This window comes from Stutzerimonas chloritidismutans, assembly GCF_038562055.1.
In the GTDB taxonomy this organism is placed as follows: domain Bacteria; phylum Pseudomonadota; class Gammaproteobacteria; order Pseudomonadales; family Pseudomonadaceae; genus Stutzerimonas; species Stutzerimonas chloritidismutans_A.
This window is the reverse complement of the sequence record NZ_JBCFXD010000004.1, coordinates 269,605-286,084: the sequence shown is the minus strand read 5'-3', so window position 1 is coordinate 286,084 and position 16,480 is coordinate 269,605. Positions and strand designations below refer to the sequence as shown.

Below are 16,480 nucleotides of genomic sequence, written 5' to 3'. Positions count from 1 at the left end.
ACGCACAGCGTTGACCACCTTACGTCAGGCCGGTGTGGTTTCCGTTGTCGCGACCGCGACAGTCGCCTGCTTCAACTTTCGCATCTGTTCCACACCCCACAGCACCCGCTCGGGCGTCGCAGGCGCGTCGATCTTCGGTTGGGCCTTGTAGTCCGAAAGGCTGGCGACGGCATCCTTGATCGCACACCAGACCGAAATCCCGAGCATGAACGGTGGCTCACCGACAGCCTTGGAATGGAACACGGTATCCTCGGGGTTCTTGCGGTTCTCCACCAGCTTGACCCGCAGATCCAGCGGCATGTCCGCCACGGCTGGCACTTTGTAGCTCGCCGGGCCGCTGGTCATCAGCTTGCCCTTGTCGTTCCACACCAACTCTTCCATGGTCAGCCAACCCATGCCCTGGACGAAGCCGCCTTCGACCTGGCCAATGTCGATGGCCGGGTTCAGCGAGGCGCCGACGTCATGCAGGATGTCGCTGCGCAGCATCTTGTACTCGCCGGTCAGGGTATCGACGATCACTTCCGAACACGCTGCACCGTAGGCGAAGTAGTAAAACGGCCGCCCGCGTGCCTGGCTGCGGTCGTAGTAGATTTTCGGCGTGCGGTAGAACCCGGTGGACGACAGCGAAACCTGGCCGAAGTAGGCCTGCTGGATCAGCTCGTCGAACGACACGTACTGATCGCGAATGCGCACCTGACCGTTCTTGAACTCGACATCCTCTTCGGTGACCTTGAAGTGCCGGGCGGCAAACTCGATCAGGCGTTGCTTGATGGTTTGCGCGGCATTCTGCGCCGCTTTGCCGTTCAGGTCGGTGCCGCTGGAGGCGGCGGTAGGCGAGGTGTTCGGCACCTTGTCGGTATTGGTGGCAGTGATCTGGATGCGGTCGATATCGACCTGGAACACCTCGGCCACGACTTGTGCGACCTTGGTGTTCAGGCCTTGGCCCATCTCGGTGCCGCCGTGGTTCAGGTGGATGCTGCCGTCGGTGTAGACGTGCACCAGCGCGCCGCCCTGGTTGAGGAAGCTGGCGGTAAAGCTGATGCCGAACTTGACCGGCGTCAGCGCCAAGCCTTTCTTCAGAATCGGGCTCTGGGCATTGAACGCGCGGATTTCTTCGCGGCGTTTGGCGTACTCGCTGCTGCCCTCCAGTTCGGCGGTCATCTCCTCGAGCATGTTGTGCTCGACGGTCTGGTAATAGGGCGTGACGTTGCGCTCGGTCTTGCCGTAGTAGTTGCGCTTGCGCACGTCCAGCGGGTCCTTGCCGAGCTCGCGCGCGACGGTGTCCATGATCTCCTCGATGGCGACCATGCCTTGCGGACCGCCGAAGCCGCGGTACGCGGTGTTCGATGCCAGGTTGGTCTTGCAGCGATGGCCATTGATGGTGGCGTCGCCCAGGTAATAGGCATTGTCCGAGTGAAACATGGCCCGGTCGACAATCGAGCCGGATAGGTCCGGTGAGTAGCCGCAGTTGCCGGCCAGGTCGATCTCGATGCCGTGCAGCAGGCCTTCGTCATCGAAGCCGACGTCGTACTCGACATAGAAAGGGTGGCGCTTGCCGGTCATGGTCATGTCTTCCATGCGGGGCAGACGCATCTTGGTCGGCCGGCCAGTAAGGTGCGCGATCACGGCGCACATGCACGCCGGGCCGGCGGCCTGGGTTTCCTTGCCGCCGAAGCCGCCGCCCATGCGCCGCATGTCGATGACGATCTTGTTCATCGAGACGCCGAGCACCTCGGACACCAGCTTCTGCACCTCGGTGGGGTTCTGCGTCGAGGTGTAGACGATCATGCCGCCGTCCTCAGTGGGCATCACCGAAGAGACCTGAGTCTCCAGGTAGAAATGTTCCTGCCCGCCGATGTGCAAGTTGCCCTGCAGGCGACGCGGTGCACTGGCCAGTGCGCTGGTCGAATCGCCACGCTTGTGGGTGTGGCTGTCGAGCACGAAGTGCTTCTTGCGCAAGGCATCGACCACGTCGATCACCGGCTCCAGATCTTCGTATTCGATGATCGCGGCCATGGCCGCTTTGCGCGCGGTTTCCAGGCTGTCGGCGGCGACGGCGATCACCGGCTGGCCGACATATTCGACCTTGCCGTCGGCCAACAACGGGTCACCAGGCATGACGGCGCCAATGTCCAGCTGACCCGGAACGTCCTGGGCCGTAATGGCGATGGCGACGCCTGGCACCTGGTAGCAAGGGGCCGTGTCGATGCGCACGATGCGGGCATGGGCACGGTCGCTCATGCGGGCATAAACGTGCAGCTGATTGGGGAATTCCAGGCGGTCGTCGACATACACCGCCTCGCCAGTGACATGCTTGGGCGCGCTGTCATGCTTGACGCTGCGGCCGACGCCGGTGACCAGATCCTGCTTGAACAGGGCGGCGATTTCTTCCTGGGTTTTGGTTGGCTTATGCATAGGAAGTGACCCTCGTCTCGTACGCCGGCGCTTGTTGTTCGTGGAAGCATTTGCGCAACAGGTTCTGTGCGACCAGCAGGCGGTATTCGCGGCTAGCGCGGAAGTCGGTCAGTGGCGTGAAGTCCTGTTCCAGCGCTTCACAGGCCCGCTCGATGGTCTCGGCGGTGAACGGCGCGCCGATCAGTGCGCGTTCACACGCAACAGCGCGTTTCGGGATGGCCGCCATACCGCCGAAGGCAATGCGGGCATCTTCGATGATTCCGTTCTCGAGCTTTAGATCAAACGCGGCGCAGACGGCGGAGATGTCGTCGTCCAGACGCTTAGAGACCTTGTAGGCGCGGAACACCCGATTCGGCTGGGCGCGCGGGACGATGATCTTCTCGATGAATTCACCTTGCTCGCGAGCGGTGACCTTGTAGTCGATGAAGTAATCCTGCAGCAGCAGGGTGCGGCTGTTGTTGCCTTTGCGCAGCACTACTTGCGCACCCAATGCGATCAGCAGGGGCGGCGAATCGCCGATGGGCGAGGCGTTACCGATGTTGCCGCCCAGCGTGCCCTGGTTGCGGATCTGCAAGGAGGCGAAGCGGTGCAGCAGCTCGCCGAAGTCCGGGTATTCCTCTGCCAGCACTTCATAGCAATCGGTCAGCGGTGTGGCTGCGCCGATCTCGATGCCCTTGTCGGTGACCTCGACTTTCTTCATCTCGGCGATGTGGCCGACGTAAATCATCACCGGCAGCTCGCGGTGGAACTGGGTGACTTCAAGGGCGAGGTCGGTGCCACCCGCGAGCAGGCGGGCGTCCGGGTTGGCGCTGTAGATGTCCGCCAGATCACCCACGGTCAGTGGCGACAGGCAGCGCTTGTCGCCGCTGTTCAGTTCGGCGGTTTCGCGGGGTTCGATGGCTTTTAGCTGGGCGATGGTCTCGGCCTCGCGCGCATCGAACTGGTCCGGCTGCTTGCCGCAGCAGGCTTGCTCGGCGGCCTCCAGAATCGGACGGTAGCCGGTGCAGCGGCAGAGGTTGCCGGCCAGCGCTTCATGGGTGTCGGCTTTGTCGAAACCGTCCGCTGATTTCTGCAGGGCGAACAGGCTCATGACGAAGCCTGGCGTGCAGAAACCGCATTGCGAACCGTGGCAGTCGACCATGGCTTGTTGGACGCTGTGCAGCTGCCCCTGATGCTTTAGGTCTTCGACGGTGATCAGCTGCTTGCCGTGCAGCGCGGAGACGAAGGTCAGGCAGGAGTTGAGTGTGCGGTAGCGCAGGCGGTCACCGTCCAGCTCGCCAACCGCAACGGTGCAGGCACCGCAGTCTCCGGAAGCGCAGCCTTCTTTGGTGCCGGACTTACCGCGGTATTCGCGCAAGTATTCCAACACGGTGGTATTCGGATCGAGTGTCTGCTCACGGCGCAGTTCTCGATTGAGAAGAAACTGGATCAAGGCGGGCCTCCGGGGCGTTTTTGTTCTGGGCTCTGGCGGTGGAAATTAGCGTTATCTGACTTTTCGGTCAAGAAATTACTGACTCAAAAGTCAATACGTCCGATGGACCGCTGCTGACTGACCCCGATTGCCGCCACAAAGGCGGGCCGAGCATGCCTAGAGTGTGGCTCAGGCTGGCTGCTCCTGCTGATTGCGACGACAGGCGTGGGATTCCGGCGCAGCTGGGAGAGCTATGCGATGGGCTGCTGCGACGGCCCCACCCTAACGCCGCATACGCCTTCAGGTTCAACCATCACCAAATTGAATGCAAAAAGCTGACCAAAGGGACAACTACCGAGGCTGCCTGAGTATCTGGCCGCCTTTTATAAGCTGTATTGGTCGCCGCCGATCCGGTAAGGCGCATGGGTGGGGATATTTGCCAGGGCTTGGTGCGTCGGAGCTTCAGGCCCCAATGGAATTACAAAATGTTGCAGAGATTCAAAGACGAGACCTATCTCATCGTCGCGCTGCTGGTCGCGCTGCTCGCGTACGTGTTCGAAGAGAGTCTTCTGCACGGCGGTCGGTCCGTTGCGATGATCAGCACGGCGGTGCTTGTACTGGTCATCGTGTTGGCCTCGGTACGCGTCGCTCACCATGCCGAAGTGCTTGCCGAAAAGGTCGGCGACCCCTACGGCACCATGATTCTCACGCTTTCGGCCGTGCTGGTGGAGGTCGTCATCCTCGGCATCATGATGTCGCACGAGCCATCACCGACCCTGGTGCGTGACACCATCTACGCAGCGGTAATGCTCGACCTCAATGGCATTCTCGGGCTGGCTGCGCTGATGGGCGGGCTGCGGCACGGCGAGCAACCCTACAACGACGATTCCGCGCGGACCTACAGCGTGATGATCCTCACCGCGATGGGCGTCTCGATGGTCGTTCCTGAGTTCATTCCGCAGGAAGACTGGCGTCTGTACTCGGCCTTTACCATTGGCGCGATGCTGCTGCTGTACGCTGTGTTTCTGCGGATGCAGGTGGGTGCACACAGTTACTTCTTCAGCTATAGCTACCCGGAAAAGCGGCGGCGCAACGAGCATTCGGCCAGTGCAGTGGCGAGCGGCAGCGTTGGAGCATCAATCGCCATGCTGGGCGTGGGGGTGGTGATCATAGGCGCGCTGGCCGAGGTGATGTCGCAGACCATGAAGGTGAGCCTGGCCGGTACTGGCGCCCCGCCGATTCTCGCTGCTCTGTTGGTGGCCGCCATCGCGGCCGCGCCGGAAATTCTGACCGCCTTGCGCGCCGCCTTGGCCAACCGTATGCAGGCCGTGGTCAACATTGCGCTTGGCGCCTCGCTGTCCACGGTGATTCTGACGGTCCCGATCATGGAGGCCTTGGCGCTGTATAGTGGCCAGCCATTCCAGATGGCGATGACGCCAGTGCAGACAACCATGGTGCTGATCACCATCATCGTCGCGGCTATCAACCTGAACGACGGCGAAACCAATGCGATTGAGGGCATGACTCACTTCGTGCTCTTCGCCACCTTCATTATGCTTTCGCTGATCGGGCTGTGACCCCGCTCACCAGGATGGAACCTCAATGACGTTGCGCATCTACCTCGCTGGCCCCGGTGTTTTTCGCCCTGACGCCCTCGAACAGGGTGAACAGCTCAAAGCCTTGTGTGCCGAGTTTGGCTTCATCGGCTTGTACCCGCTGGATAAGCAGGTGCCAAACGCGATTGAGGCGCTGCATGAGCAGGCGGCCTGGATCTACCGGGCCAATCTGGAATTGCTCGACCAGGCTGATGCGGTGCTTGCCGATCTGAACTTCTTTCGCGGTGGCGAGCCAGACAGCGGCACCAGTTTTGAGGTCGGTTACGCCGCGGCCAAGGGTAAGCCGACCTATGGCTATCTGGAGGGGGAGGGCAGTTATGCCGAGCGCCTAGAGCGTCAGCATCCTCAGCTTTGTGGCGTGCCCGGTCTCGATTGCGACGGGCTGCAACTGGAAGCATTCGACCTGCCCGTGAACCTCATGCTGGCTGTGCCCGCTACGCTGATTTGCGGCGGGCCGCGTGAGGCTCTGCAATGCATGGCCGACGCGCTGCGCCCTGCGCCGCATGCCTAGCGCGGCTGGCCACACTGGCCGCTACACCTGACCCGGTAGATGGCTTTTGGCTGGCGTATATTCGCTCAAGAGCGGCGTATTGCAGGGCTGAGAAGCCTGGTGTTCAGTCCTGCCGCTGGCGAACGTCTTAGACCGCCGACCATACGCCACCCTTGAGCGAAACCTCGGTGTCGGACGCTAGCCCGCGATCAGCTCGCGCGCTGCCTGGCTGTGGTTGGCGATCAGTCCGGCCACGTCGAGGCCTTCGATCTGCCCGTCGACCACACGCCACTGGCCACCCACCATCACCCGGTCGGCCCGGTCAGCGCCGCACAGCAACAACGCGGAGATCGGGTCGTGGCTGCCGGAGAAACGCAGCTCGTCGAGCTTGAACAGGGCCAGATCGGCCTGCTTGCCCACCGCCAATTCACCCACGTCGTGCCGCCCCAGCAGCCGTGCCGAACCACGCGTGGCCCAACCCAGGGCCCGCTCAGGTGTGATCTCTTCTGCACCGTAGCGCAGGCGCTGGATGTATAGCGCCTGCCTGGCTTCAAGGATCATGTTCGAGGCGTCGTTGGAGGCCGAACCGTCCACGCCAAGCCCGATGGGCGCGCCTGCCGCTTCCAGCGCCACGGTTGGGCAAATGCCGGAAGCCAGTCGCATGTTGGAGCATGGGCAATGGCAAATGCCGGTGCCCGCGGCACCGAGGCGGGCGATTTCCTCGTCGTTGAAGTGAATCCCGTGTGCCAGCCAGGTGCGATCGGACAGCCAGCCAACGCTATCCAGATAATCCACGGTGCGCAGGCCGAAGCGCTGCAGGCAGAACTCTTCTTCGTCCAGGGTTTCAGCCAAGTGAGTGTGCAGGCGCACGTCGTGGTGTTCAGCCAGTGCGGCGCTGGCGCGCATGATTTCCGGGGTAACCGAAAACGGCGAGCAGGGCGCGAGGCCGATCTGGATTTGCGCGCCTGCGCCGCGCTCGTGATAGCGGCCGATCAGCCGTTCGCTGTCCGCGAGGATGGCTTCGGCCGTTTGCACGGTGTGCTGCGGCGGAAGCCCGCCATCGGCTTCACCCAGGCTCATGGAACCGCGGGTCAGCATGGCGCGCATGCCCAGTTCGCGAACGACGTCGATCTGCACATCGATGGCGTTCTCCAGGCCATCCGGGAACAGATAGTGGTGGTCCGCTGCGGTGGTACAGCCGGACAGCAGCAGTTCGGCCAGCGCGACCTTGCTGGCGAGCGCCAGACGATCCGGCGTCAGGCGTGCCCAGACCGGGTACAGGGTCTTCAGCCATGGAAATAGCGGTTGATTGACCACCGGGCCCCAGGCTCGCGTGAGGGTCTGATAGAAGTGGTGGTGCGTGTTGATCAGCCCTGGCAACACAACGTGTTCACGGGCATCGAAGGTGCTGTCGACAGGCGTCGAGGGCGATTGCCCGGCGTCGAGCAATTCAACAATCACGCCATGCTCGATCACCAGCCCGCCGGGGGCTTTCTGATCGTTGGCGGTGTAGAGGGCGAGGGGGTTCTTGATCCAGATACGGCTGGCAGGCATGGCCGGCTTCTCCTGAGTTGAGTTCAGAAATGAGCCAGCTCAGTTATGCCCTGTCTGCTGATCCAGGGGTCTCGTCGGGACGCCCAGATGGGTGTCGGGAAACACGGAACGCAGAGCACGATAAAGGCCCGGTCCTCGTTTGTCATCCCCTGCGTGTGGGCATGAAAAAGCCGGGCAAATGCCCGGCTCCTTCGCTTGCCTCGATTCAGCCGCCCAGGTAGGCGTCGCGAACCTTGGGGTTGACCAGCAGCTCTTCACCGCTTCCCTGCATGACGATGTGACCGTTCTCCAGCACGTAGGCCCGGTCGGCCAACTTGAGCGCCTGATTGGCGTTTTGTTCGACCAGGAAGATGGTTACGCCATCCTCGCGCAGCTGTTCGATGATGTCGAAGATCTGCTGAATGATGATTGGCGCCAATCCCAACGACGGCTCGTCGAGCAGCAACAACTTGGGCTTGCTCATCAATGCACGGGCAATGGCGAGCATCTGTTGTTCACCGCCGGACATGGTGCCGCCACGCTGCTGGAAACGCTCCTTCAGTCGCGGGAACAGCAACAACACCTTGTCCAGCTGCTCCTGGAAATCCGCCTTGTTGGTGAAGAACCCGCCCATGGCCAGATTTTCCTCGACCGTCAGACGAGCAAAAATGCGGCGCCCTTCAGGCACCACGGCAATGTCCTTGCGCATGATGTCGAAGGTCTGCTTGCCGACCAGTTCCTCGCCCTCGAAGCGGATGCTGCCTTCGGATGCCATGGGCGTACCGCAAAGCGTCATCAGCAGGGTCGATTTGCCCGCGCCGTTGGCACCGATCAGGGTCACGATCTCACCCTTGCGGACCTCGACATTGACGTTATGCAGCGCCTGGATCTTGCCGTAAAAGGTCGAGACGTTTTCGAAATACAGCATGGTTACGCCTCTCCCAGATAGGCTTTGATCACGTCCGGATTGTCACGAATCTGCTCCGGCGTGCCGTCCGCCAGCGGACAGCCCTGGTTGATTACCACGATATGGTCGGAGATGCTCATGACCAGCTTCATGTCATGCTCGATGAGCAGAACCGTCACGTTGTGCTGGTCACGCAGCATGCCGATCAGCGCTTTGAGGTCTTCGGTTTCCTTCGGGTTCAGACCGGCGGCCGGCTCGTCGAGCATGAGGATGCGCGGACGCGTCATCATGCAACGCGCGATCTCCAGACGCCGCTGCTGGCCGTAGGCAAGGGTTCCGGCTGGGCGGTTGGCAATGTCGGTCAGGTTGACCTGATCGAGCCAGTGCGCGGCGAAATCCATCGCCTCGCGCTCACTCTTACGAAACGCCTTGGTCTTCAACAGGCCGGACAGAAAGCCCGTGTTGAGGTGCCGGTGTTGGGCGACCAACAGGTTTTCGATGGCGGTCATATCCTTGAACAGGCGAACGTTCTGAAAGGTCCGTACCACGCCCTTACGGGCGATCTTGTGGCCGGGCAAACCCTGGATCGCTTCGCCGTCGAGCAGGATCTTGCCGTCGGTGGGCTGGTAGAAGCCGGTCAGGCAGTTGAATACCGTGGTCTTGCCAGCGCCGTTGGGGCCGATCATCGAAACCACTTGTTTGTCATGTACGGTCAGGCCAACCCCGTTGACAGCCAAAAGGCCGCCGAAGCGCATGGTCAGGCCGCTTACTTCGAGAATCGGGCGGCTCATCGCTTCAGCTCCATGTGGGGGCGTTGCATGGGCAGTAGGCCCTGCGGACGCCAGATCATCATCAGCACCATCAAGGCGCCGAACATCAGCATGCGGTACTCGCTGAACTCACGCATCAGTTCAGGCAGCAGGATCATCACAATGGCGGCAAGAATCACCCCCAACTGTGAGCCCATGCCGCCCAGCACGACGATGGCGAGGATGATGGCCGATTCGATAAAGGTGAACGATTCCGGGGATACCAAGCCCTGGCGCGCCGCGAAAAAGCTGCCGGCGAAACCGGCAAAGGTCGCACCCAAGGTGAAGGCTGAAAGCTTGATCACGGTGGGGTTCATGCCCAACGCGCGGCAGGCGATCTCGTCTTCACGCAAGGCTTCCCAGGCGCGGCCGATTGGCATGCGCAGCAGGCGATTGATGACGAACAGGGTCAGCAATACCAGCAGCACGGCAATCAGATAGAGGAAAATCACTTTGTTGATCGACTGGTATTCAAAGCCGAAGAACTCGTGGAACGTCTGCATGCCCTCTGCGGCACGACGGTCGAACGAGAGGCCGAACAGTGTCGGTTTCTCGATGCCGCTGATACCGTTCGGGCCACCGGTGAGATCGGTCATGTTGCGCAGCAACAGGCGGATGATCTCACCGAAGCCCAAGGTTACGATCGCCAGGTAATCCCCGCGCAGACGCAGCACCGGGAAGCCCAGCAGAAAACCGAACAGCGCAGCCATGGCGCCGGCAATTGGCAATGCGACCCAGAATCCGATCCCGTAGTAATGCGAGAGCAGGGCATAGGTGTAAGCGCCAACGGCATAGAAACCGACGTAGCCAAGATCCAACAAGCCAGCCAGACCGACCACGATGTTCAGGCCAAGGCCGAGCATTACGTAGATCAGGATCAGCGTGGCGATATCCACCGCGCCGCGCGACCCGAAGAATGGCCACACCAGCGCCAGGAGAATCAGGCCGATGATGATGTAGCGCTGGGTCGAGGGCAGGGTCAAAAAGTTGCCCGCACCGGCCGGTACTCTCGGCAGGTTAGGGGTCGCCGCCCAGCCGGCCGCCGCATGGTGACGGAACAGCTGCCAGACGAACATGGCCACGGCGCAGGCCGCGATGATCCAGAATGTCGTCGCGTCGCTGCCATGGACTTCGAGGCGGATGCCGACGGTGGTGAGTTTCAGGCCGAAGACCGGTACCGCTACAGCGAATACCAGCAATGCGCTGAAAAAGGCGGTGCGCAGATTGCGAGTCATACCTTTTCAACCTCCGGACGGCCGAGAATGCCGGTCGGACGGAACAGCAGCACCAGTACCAGCAGGCTGAACGCGACCACATCCTTGTATTGATCACCGAAAATATCGGCGCCGAACGCTTCAGCGACACCCAATACCAGGCCGCCGAGCATGGCGCCCGGGATGCTGCCAATGCCGCCAAGAACCGCAGCGGTAAACGCCTTGATCCCGGCCAGGAAGCCGATGTGCGGGTTGATCACGCCGTATTGCATGCTGATCAACACGGCAGCAACGGCCGCCAGCGCAGCGCCGATGACGAAAGTCAGGGCGATGATGCTGTTGGTGTTGATGCCGAGCAGGTTGGCCATCTTCAGATCTTCGGCGCAGGCACGGCAGGCGCGGCCCAGGCGAGAGCGGGAGATGAACAGCGTCAGACCCATCATGGCAATGATGGTGACGACAAAGATCAACACCTGCATGTAGGAAATCACCACCCCGTTCATGGCGCTTTCACCAAAGATGAAGTTGCCAGGCATCAGGTTGGGAATCGCCTTGTCCTTGGAGTCCTGGGAAAGCAGGACGACGTTCTGCAGGAAGATCGACATGCCGATCGCGGAGATCAACGGGATCAGTCGGTTGCTGCCGCGTAGCGGTCGATAGGCGACCCGCTCGATGCTGTAACCATAGGCGCTGGTGACGATCATGGCGGCTGCGAACGCGCCGATCATAAGGATCGGCAGCGAATCAAGCCCCATCATGGTCAGCCCGACGATGGCGATAAAGGTGACATACGACCCGATCATGTACACCTCGCCGTGGGCGAAGTTGATCATGCCGATGATGCCGTAGACCATCGTGTAACCGATGGCTATCAAGGCATAGGTGCTGCCAACGGTCAGGCCGTTGATCAGCTGTTGGAAGTAGTGGTAAAGCTCAGGCATTACGTTCTCCTGAACACCCGCAGCCGTGCTCGCCGCCAATGCGGACCTGCTTCGAAACGCTGCAGGGAGAATGCAGCGCCGTGGGCTCGGTGCGGATCACGCACCTACCCGTCGAGGCGGGCCAGTTCTACAGGCCACTCGCTTGGTTGAAAGTGTTGCTGGGCGTCCCGTGCTTGTGGCCGGGTTGGCTCCGATCAGCTAAAACAAAGCCCACGGCGGATGCCGTGGGCTCTGGGTCGGTTGGTTATAGGTTCACTTGGCTTCGGTCTTGGTGCCGTCCTGGTGCCATTCGTAAACCACAAAGTTGAAGTCTTTCAGGTCACCCTTCTCGTCGAAGGAGAGGTTGCCGGTCGGCGTGTCGAAGGTATTGCTGCGCAGGGCTTCGGCCACCTTGGCGGTGTCGGTGCTGCCGGCTTTCTCGATACCCTCGGCAATGACTTGAACAGCGGCGTAGGCCGGGAACACGAACGGGCCACTCGGGTCCTGCTGCTTCGCCTTGAATGCGTCGACCAGCTTCTGGTTGCGCGGATCCTGATCGAACGACTTCGGCAGGGTGACCAGCAGGCCTTCGGAAGCTGGGCCGGCAATGGCGGAAATTTCCTTGTTGCCTACGCCTTCTGGGCCCATGAAGCGAACATTCAGGCCTTTCTCCTTGGCTTGACGCAGCAGCAGGCCCAGTTCCGGGTGATAGCCGCCGTAGTAGACGAAATCGACGTTCTCCTGCTTGAGCTTGGAAATCATCGAGGAGAAGTCCTTGTCGCCTGCGTTGATGCCTTCGAACAGGCCAACCTTGACGCCTTTTTTCTCCAGGGTTTCCTTGACTGCGGTCGCGATCCCTTCGCCGTACTGCTGCTTGTCATGGATGACTGCCACATTCTTCGGCTTGACGGTATCGGCGATGAAGTTACCGGCGGTCGGGCCCTGCAGGCTGTCCAGACCGATGGTGCGGAAGATCAGCTCATAGCCACGAGAGGTGATGTCCGGGCTGGTCGACGCTGCGGTAATCATCAGAATGCCTTCGTCCTCGTAAATATCGGACGCCGGCTGGGTGGAGCTGGAGCAGAGGTGACCTACAACGAAGCTGATCTCGTCGTTAACAATCTTGTTGGCAACCGCTACCGCCTGTTTGGGGTCGCATGCGTCGTCATAAACGATACCTTCAAGCTGCTGACCGTTGACGCCCCCTTCCTTGTTGATCTGCTCGATGGCCATCTGGGCACCGATGAACTGCATGTCCCCGTACTGCGCGACGGCCCCGGTAACCGGACCGGCCAGGCCGATCTTGATGTTGTCGGCGGCCAGCGTGTAGCTCGCTGCACCCGTCAAAGCGATAGCCATGAATAGTTTCGAAAGACGCTGCTTGGTCTTCATATGTGCTCCACTTGCATCATTATTGTTTGGATCCTGCGGGCTGCAGTGTCGTTAAGGGCTTAACGTCCCCAAACGGTACGGCAACTGTACCGGCACAGTGTAGAAGCGTCAGCACCTGTTTGCACAGTCAGGATTTCCATCCGGTTGATGAGATTTACCCGAGCGCTATCATTGCGCCCTTTAAGGCAACGGGCGGGTCTCATGAGCGAAGATTCAAGCACTCTCTATGCCAAGCTACTGGGCGAAACCGCTTCGATTACCTCGCAGGAACTCGAGCCGTTCTTCGCGCGTGGCGCGCTCCTGCGAGTCGCCGGCGAGGCCGATCTGATCGAAGCGGCGCAGGCCGTCACTCAGGACGACCGCGACAAGGTAGCCAAGTGGCTGGCGAATGGCCGGCTAGGTAAGCTGGATGAAAGCCAGGCACGTGACTGGCTGGCTCGCGATCCTCAGTTATGGGCCGTGGTGGTAGCGCCGTGGGTGCTGGTTCAGGAGCGAACCGTGCGACCGTCCCGACACTGATCCATCGCTCTGCACCGAAACAGGGCGCCGGAAAGCCAATGGGCAGGCAGGTGGGGCAGGCACTCAGCGCGTAGAGTGGTTGCGGTTGCCCGCGGGCTTGGCAATCATCCGTTACAGGCATGGCAGCGGAGATACCGATGTGACGGCGTCGTTCGAGGGTCGGATCAGCACAGTGCGCGGAGCGGTCGTCGACGTGGTGTTCACCACGGGCTTGCCCGCGATTGGCGACGCGCTCGATGTCATGCGGGACGACGCTGAGCCCCTGTTGGTCGAGGTGCAGGCGCACCTCAGCGAGCGCACGGTACGCTGCATTGCTCTGGGCGCTACCGCCGGGCTGCCGCGAGGTGGCAGGGTCCTGTCGCGCGGTGGTCCGCTCAGTGTGCCGGTGGGTGAAGCCGTATTGGGGCGCTTGCTTGACGTCAGCGGGCGGCCCGGTGACAAGGGAGAAGCTCTGCCGGACGATATCCCCCGTCGGCCAATCCTGCGCACGCCGCCTCCGCTCGCAGCCCAAAGCGTCGGCCGCGAACTGTTTGCCACCGGCATCAAGGTCATCGACCTGCTGACACCACTGGTACAGGGGGGCAAAGCGGCGATGTTCGGCGGCGCCGGCGTCGGCAAGACTGTTCTGGTGATGGAGCTGATCCATGCTATGGCGGAGCGCTACCAGGGCATTTCGGTATTCGCTGGCGTCGGCGAACGCTCCCGAGAAGGCCACGAGCTGCTACAGGACATGCGCGATTCCGGGGTGCTTGACCAGACGGTGTTGGTTTACGGGCAGATGAGCGAACCACCCGGTGCGCGCTGGCGTGTTCCGCTGACGGCGCTGAGCATCGCCGAATACTTCCGCGACGAGCGCCAGCAGAACGTTCTGCTGCTGATGGACAATGTGTTTCGCTTCGTGCAGGCCGGCGCCGAGGTGTCAGGGTTGCTCGGGCGTCTGCCGTCGCGGGTGGGTTATCAACCAACCCTGGCCGATGAGGTGGCGGCGCTGCAGGAGCGCATCGTGTCGGTGAACGGGGTGGCGGTGACGGCCATCGAAGCGGTGTATGTGCCTGCCGATGATTTCACCGATCCCGCCGTGACCGCGCTGGCGGCGCACATGGATAGCATGGTCGTTCTCTCGCGCAGCATGGCCGCCCAGGGCATGTACCCCGCCGTGGACCCAATCGCCTCGTCTTCGATCATGCTCGATCCGCTCGTCGTCGGTCAGGCGCACGTCGATACCGCGATCGAGGTACGCCGCAGCATCGAGCACTATCGCAGCCTGCAGGACGTAATTTCGCTGCTTGGCGTCGAGGAGTTGGGTGTAGATGACCGGCTAATCGTCAGCCGGGCGCGGCGCCTGCAGCGCTTCCTGACGCAACCCTTTGCCGTGACCGAAGCCTTTACCGGCATGCCTGGCTGCTCGGTCAGCCTGGACGATACGTTATCGGGGTGTCGGGCGATCCTGGCCGGTGAGTGCGACCATTGGCAGGAGAGTTCGCTTTATATGGTCGGGACCTTGGAGCAGGCCAGGGCCAAGGAAAAGCGTCTTGGCGCGGGGAGCAAACCGTGACCCGTTGTTTGCGTCTGCAGATCAGCACGCCACAGCAGCTGCTGCTGGAGCTGGATGACGTGGTCTCGTTTCGCGGCGAGGATGCCAGTGGATGCTTTGGTCTGCTGGCCGGCCACGAGGACTTTCTTACCGTGCTGCAGCCGACTGTGCTGCGTTGGCAGCGTGTCAGTGGCGAGCAGGGGTTCTGCGCCGTCCAGGGTGGCGTGCTCAGTCTCTGTCGGCAGGTCCTGCGTGTCGCCTGTCGAGACGGCATCGTCGACACTCGGCTCGAAAAGCTTGAAGCGGGCGTGCACCGGGCGCAGCAAACGCAGGTCGAGAGCGGGCGCCAGGCGCGCGTGGAGCACGTCCGCTTGCACACCCAGGCGGTGCGGCAGCTGGTGCGCTATCTGCGCCCGACACAGGGCATCGAGCCAGCCTTCGATCCCCTGGGAGAACAGCATGAAAGACCAGCGTGAGGATTTGCGCGAAGCGGCTCGGCGGGCACTTGAGCGCGCCGAGCAGGCCGAGCGGGATCCGGAACCATCCCTGGCAAGGCGCCTGGGTCAGATTGGCGTGCTGGGTTGGGCCATCGTGCTTCCGCTGTTGTTGGGGCTGTTCATCGGTCGCTGGCTCGACCGCCTGTTGGGCACTGGCGTGACCTTTGCTGCAGCACTGCTCTGCTTGGGCGCGGCGCTTGGTTTATGGTCCGCCTGGCGCTGGATGCACCGCCAATGACCGGCTTGCCGCTTTTCACAGTGCTCTGGCACATCGGCTGTGGTCTGCTGGGCGGCGCCTTGGCCGGTGCTGTGCACTTCCGCCTGCTGGAGCTGAACGTGCGCCTGTTTCTCTCGGGGCGCGCCGGAGTTGCGCTGTTGCTGCAGCTGACGCGCCTGGCCGCCACGGTGGCAGTGCTGGTCGTTCTGGCGCGCCTCGGCGCATGGGCGGTGGTCGCCGGTGGCGTCGGGGTGGTGCTGGCCCGGCAGCGGGCACTGCATCTGTCTTGGAGTAAGCGTCCATGAGTCCGTCATCCCCGCTGGAGAGTGCACTGCTGTTCGAGCTCGGGCCGATGCGGGTCAGCATGGCTGTGGCGGTGACCTGGCTGCTGATGTTGTTGCTGGCCACCGGCAGCTGGCTGCTGACCAAGCGCCTGTCTCTTCGCCCCACTGCGATGCAGAGCCTGCTTGAGTTGCTGGTCGAGACCCTCGACGGGCAGATTCGCGACACCATGCAGAGCAGTCCGGAGCGATACCGGGCGCTGATTGGCAGCCTGTTCATCTTCATCCTGGCCGCCAACTGGTCATCGCTGATACCCGGCGTCGACCCACCCACCGCAGTGCTGGAGACGGACACAGCCCTGGCACTGGTCGTGCTGGCAGCCAGCATTGGCTACGGTATCGCAGTCAAGGGCATGGGCGGCTACCTGCGCACCTTTGCCGAACCGAGCTGGGTAATGATTCCGCTGAATATCATCGAGCAGCTGACACGTACCTTTTCGCTGATCGTGAGGCTGTTCGGCAACATCATGAGTGGCGTGTTCGTTGTTGGCATCGCCTTGTCGTTGGCCGGTCTGCTGGTGCCGATTCCGTTCATGGCATTGGATCTGCTCACCGGCGCCATTCAGGCCTATATCTTCAGCGTCTTGGCAATGGTTTTCATCGGCGCTGCCGTTGCACGGTAAATGCCCCGCTCAACTGCATTCTTATTGGAGGTGCACATTGGA

General features: G+C 61.7%; 16 protein-coding genes. 8 read left to right on the top strand and 8 right to left on the bottom strand.

The window, feature by feature from the left end; all coding sequences use genetic code 11:
- Nucleotides 1–24: 24 nt before the first annotated feature.
- A complete protein-coding gene (xdhB, locus tag AAGW23_RS09470; RefSeq protein ID WP_342406220.1) occupies nucleotides 25–2,415 on the bottom strand; it encodes a xanthine dehydrogenase molybdopterin binding subunit in 2,391 nt (796 codons plus the stop codon).
- A complete protein-coding gene (gene xdhA, locus AAGW23_RS09465; protein ID WP_342406219.1) occupies nucleotides 2,408–3,847 on the bottom strand; it encodes a xanthine dehydrogenase small subunit in 1,440 nt (479 codons plus the stop codon). The genes xdhB and xdhA overlap by 8 nt, the downstream gene beginning before the upstream one ends.
- 464 nt (nucleotides 3,848–4,311) lie before the next feature.
- On the opposite strand from xdhA, the gene AAGW23_RS09460 reads away from it, so the two are divergent.
- Nucleotides 4,312–5,403, top strand: a complete 1,092-nt coding sequence (locus tag AAGW23_RS09460) for a calcium:proton antiporter (protein WP_342406218.1) — start codon at nucleotides 4,312–4,314, stop codon at nucleotides 5,401–5,403.
- Nucleotides 5,404–5,428: 25 nt separating this feature from the next.
- A complete protein-coding gene (locus tag AAGW23_RS09455) occupies nucleotides 5,429–5,953 on the top strand; it encodes a nucleoside 2-deoxyribosyltransferase (protein WP_342406217.1) in 525 nt (174 codons plus the stop codon).
- A 177-nt stretch (nucleotides 5,954–6,130) separates the two neighbouring features.
- Here AAGW23_RS09455 and AAGW23_RS09450 read toward each other — a convergent pair whose 3' ends face one another.
- The 6 genes from AAGW23_RS09450 to AAGW23_RS09425 form a co-directional block, all read right to left on the bottom strand.
- Nucleotides 6,131–7,486: an 8-oxoguanine deaminase gene (locus tag AAGW23_RS09450; protein ID WP_342406216.1), complete on the bottom strand. Its 1,356-nt coding sequence runs from the start codon at nucleotides 7,484–7,486 to the stop codon at nucleotides 6,131–6,133.
- A gap of 205 nt (nucleotides 7,487–7,691) precedes the next feature.
- Complete coding sequence (locus AAGW23_RS09445; protein WP_127839892.1) at nucleotides 7,692–8,393, bottom strand: ABC transporter ATP-binding protein; 702 nt, start codon at nucleotides 8,391–8,393, stop codon at nucleotides 7,692–7,694.
- A 2-nt stretch (nucleotides 8,394–8,395) separates the two neighbouring features.
- Nucleotides 8,396–9,163 (bottom strand): high-affinity branched-chain amino acid ABC transporter ATP-binding protein LivG, encoded by a 768-nt coding sequence (gene livG / locus AAGW23_RS09440; protein WP_342406215.1) that lies wholly within the window; start codon nucleotides 9,161–9,163, stop codon nucleotides 8,396–8,398.
- Nucleotides 9,160–10,416, bottom strand: coding sequence for a high-affinity branched-chain amino acid ABC transporter permease LivM (locus AAGW23_RS09435; RefSeq protein WP_342406213.1), 1,257 nt, complete (start codon nucleotides 10,414–10,416; stop codon nucleotides 9,160–9,162). The genes livG and AAGW23_RS09435 overlap by 4 nt, the downstream gene beginning before the upstream one ends.
- Nucleotides 10,413–11,336 (bottom strand): high-affinity branched-chain amino acid ABC transporter permease LivH, encoded by a 924-nt coding sequence (gene livH / locus AAGW23_RS09430; RefSeq protein WP_045425061.1) that lies wholly within the window; start codon nucleotides 11,334–11,336, stop codon nucleotides 10,413–10,415. Before livH ends, AAGW23_RS09435 begins: the two co-directional genes overlap by 4 nt.
- Nucleotides 11,337–11,588: 252 nt before the next feature.
- Nucleotides 11,589–12,707, bottom strand: coding sequence for a branched-chain amino acid ABC transporter substrate-binding protein (locus AAGW23_RS09425; protein WP_342406212.1), 1,119 nt, complete (start codon nucleotides 12,705–12,707; stop codon nucleotides 11,589–11,591).
- A 201-nt stretch (nucleotides 12,708–12,908) separates the two neighbouring features.
- On the opposite strand from AAGW23_RS09425, the gene AAGW23_RS09420 reads away from it, so the two are divergent.
- From AAGW23_RS09420 to AAGW23_RS09395, 6 genes are all read left to right on the top strand, one after another.
- Nucleotides 12,909–13,226 (top strand): DUF2288 domain-containing protein, encoded by a 318-nt coding sequence (locus AAGW23_RS09420; protein WP_342406211.1) that lies wholly within the window; start codon nucleotides 12,909–12,911, stop codon nucleotides 13,224–13,226.
- Between the two features lie 139 nt (nucleotides 13,227–13,365).
- Complete coding sequence (gene atpD, locus AAGW23_RS09415; RefSeq protein ID WP_342406210.1) at nucleotides 13,366–14,781, top strand: F0F1 ATP synthase subunit beta; 1,416 nt, start codon at nucleotides 13,366–13,368, stop codon at nucleotides 14,779–14,781.
- Nucleotides 14,778–15,236 (top strand): F0F1 ATP synthase subunit epsilon, encoded by a 459-nt coding sequence (locus AAGW23_RS09410; protein ID WP_342406209.1) that lies wholly within the window; start codon nucleotides 14,778–14,780, stop codon nucleotides 15,234–15,236. The genes atpD and AAGW23_RS09410 overlap by 4 nt, the downstream gene beginning before the upstream one ends.
- Nucleotides 15,220–15,495 carry an AtpZ/AtpI family protein gene (locus AAGW23_RS09405; protein ID WP_342406208.1) on the top strand — a complete coding sequence of 92 codons (276 nt, stop codon included), beginning with the start codon at nucleotides 15,220–15,222 and terminating at the stop codon, nucleotides 15,493–15,495. The genes AAGW23_RS09410 and AAGW23_RS09405 overlap by 17 nt, the downstream gene beginning before the upstream one ends.
- Entirely contained in the window at nucleotides 15,492–15,779 is a 288-nt protein-coding gene (locus AAGW23_RS09400; RefSeq protein ID WP_342406207.1) for an ATP synthase subunit I, read from the top strand. Before AAGW23_RS09405 ends, AAGW23_RS09400 begins: the two co-directional genes overlap by 4 nt.
- Nucleotides 15,776–16,438: a F0F1 ATP synthase subunit A gene (locus AAGW23_RS09395; RefSeq protein ID WP_342406206.1), complete on the top strand. Its 663-nt coding sequence runs from the start codon at nucleotides 15,776–15,778 to the stop codon at nucleotides 16,436–16,438. The genes AAGW23_RS09400 and AAGW23_RS09395 overlap by 4 nt, the downstream gene beginning before the upstream one ends.
- The last annotated feature ends 42 nt before the right edge of the window (nucleotides 16,439–16,480 follow it).

Excerpts from the sequence above, each read along its gene's own strand:
- AAGW23_RS09405 (WP_342406208.1), top strand. The coding sequence starts at position 15,220 with ATGAAAGACCAGCGTGAGGATTTGCGCGAAGCGGCTCGGCGGGCACTT.
- AAGW23_RS09435 (WP_342406213.1), bottom strand. The coding sequence starts at position 10,416 with ATGACTCGCAATCTGCGCACCGCCTTTTTCAGCGCATTGCTGGTATTC.
- livG (WP_342406215.1), bottom strand. The coding sequence starts at position 9,163 with ATGAGCCGCCCGATTCTCGAAGTAAGCGGCCTGACCATGCGCTTCGGC.
- AAGW23_RS09445 (WP_127839892.1), bottom strand. The coding sequence starts at position 8,393 with ATGCTGTATTTCGAAAACGTCTCGACCTTTTACGGCAAGATCCAGGCG.
- AAGW23_RS09400 (WP_342406207.1), top strand. The coding sequence starts at position 15,492 with ATGACCGGCTTGCCGCTTTTCACAGTGCTCTGGCACATCGGCTGTGGT.
- AAGW23_RS09425 (WP_342406212.1), bottom strand. The coding sequence starts at position 12,707 with ATGAAGACCAAGCAGCGTCTTTCGAAACTATTCATGGCTATCGCTTTG.
- AAGW23_RS09460 (WP_342406218.1), top strand. The coding sequence starts at position 4,312 with ATGTTGCAGAGATTCAAAGACGAGACCTATCTCATCGTCGCGCTGCTG.
- AAGW23_RS09395 (WP_342406206.1), top strand. The coding sequence starts at position 15,776 with ATGAGTCCGTCATCCCCGCTGGAGAGTGCACTGCTGTTCGAGCTCGGG.
- xdhB (WP_342406220.1), bottom strand. The coding sequence starts at position 2,415 with ATGCATAAGCCAACCAAAACCCAGGAAGAAATCGCCGCCCTGTTCAAG.
- AAGW23_RS09455 (WP_342406217.1), top strand. The coding sequence starts at position 5,429 with ATGACGTTGCGCATCTACCTCGCTGGCCCCGGTGTTTTTCGCCCTGAC.
- AAGW23_RS09450 (WP_342406216.1), bottom strand. The coding sequence starts at position 7,486 with ATGCCTGCCAGCCGTATCTGGATCAAGAACCCCCTCGCCCTCTACACC.
- livH (WP_045425061.1), bottom strand. The coding sequence starts at position 11,336 with ATGCCTGAGCTTTACCACTACTTCCAACAGCTGATCAACGGCCTGACC.
- AAGW23_RS09420 (WP_342406211.1), top strand. The coding sequence starts at position 12,909 with ATGAGCGAAGATTCAAGCACTCTCTATGCCAAGCTACTGGGCGAAACC.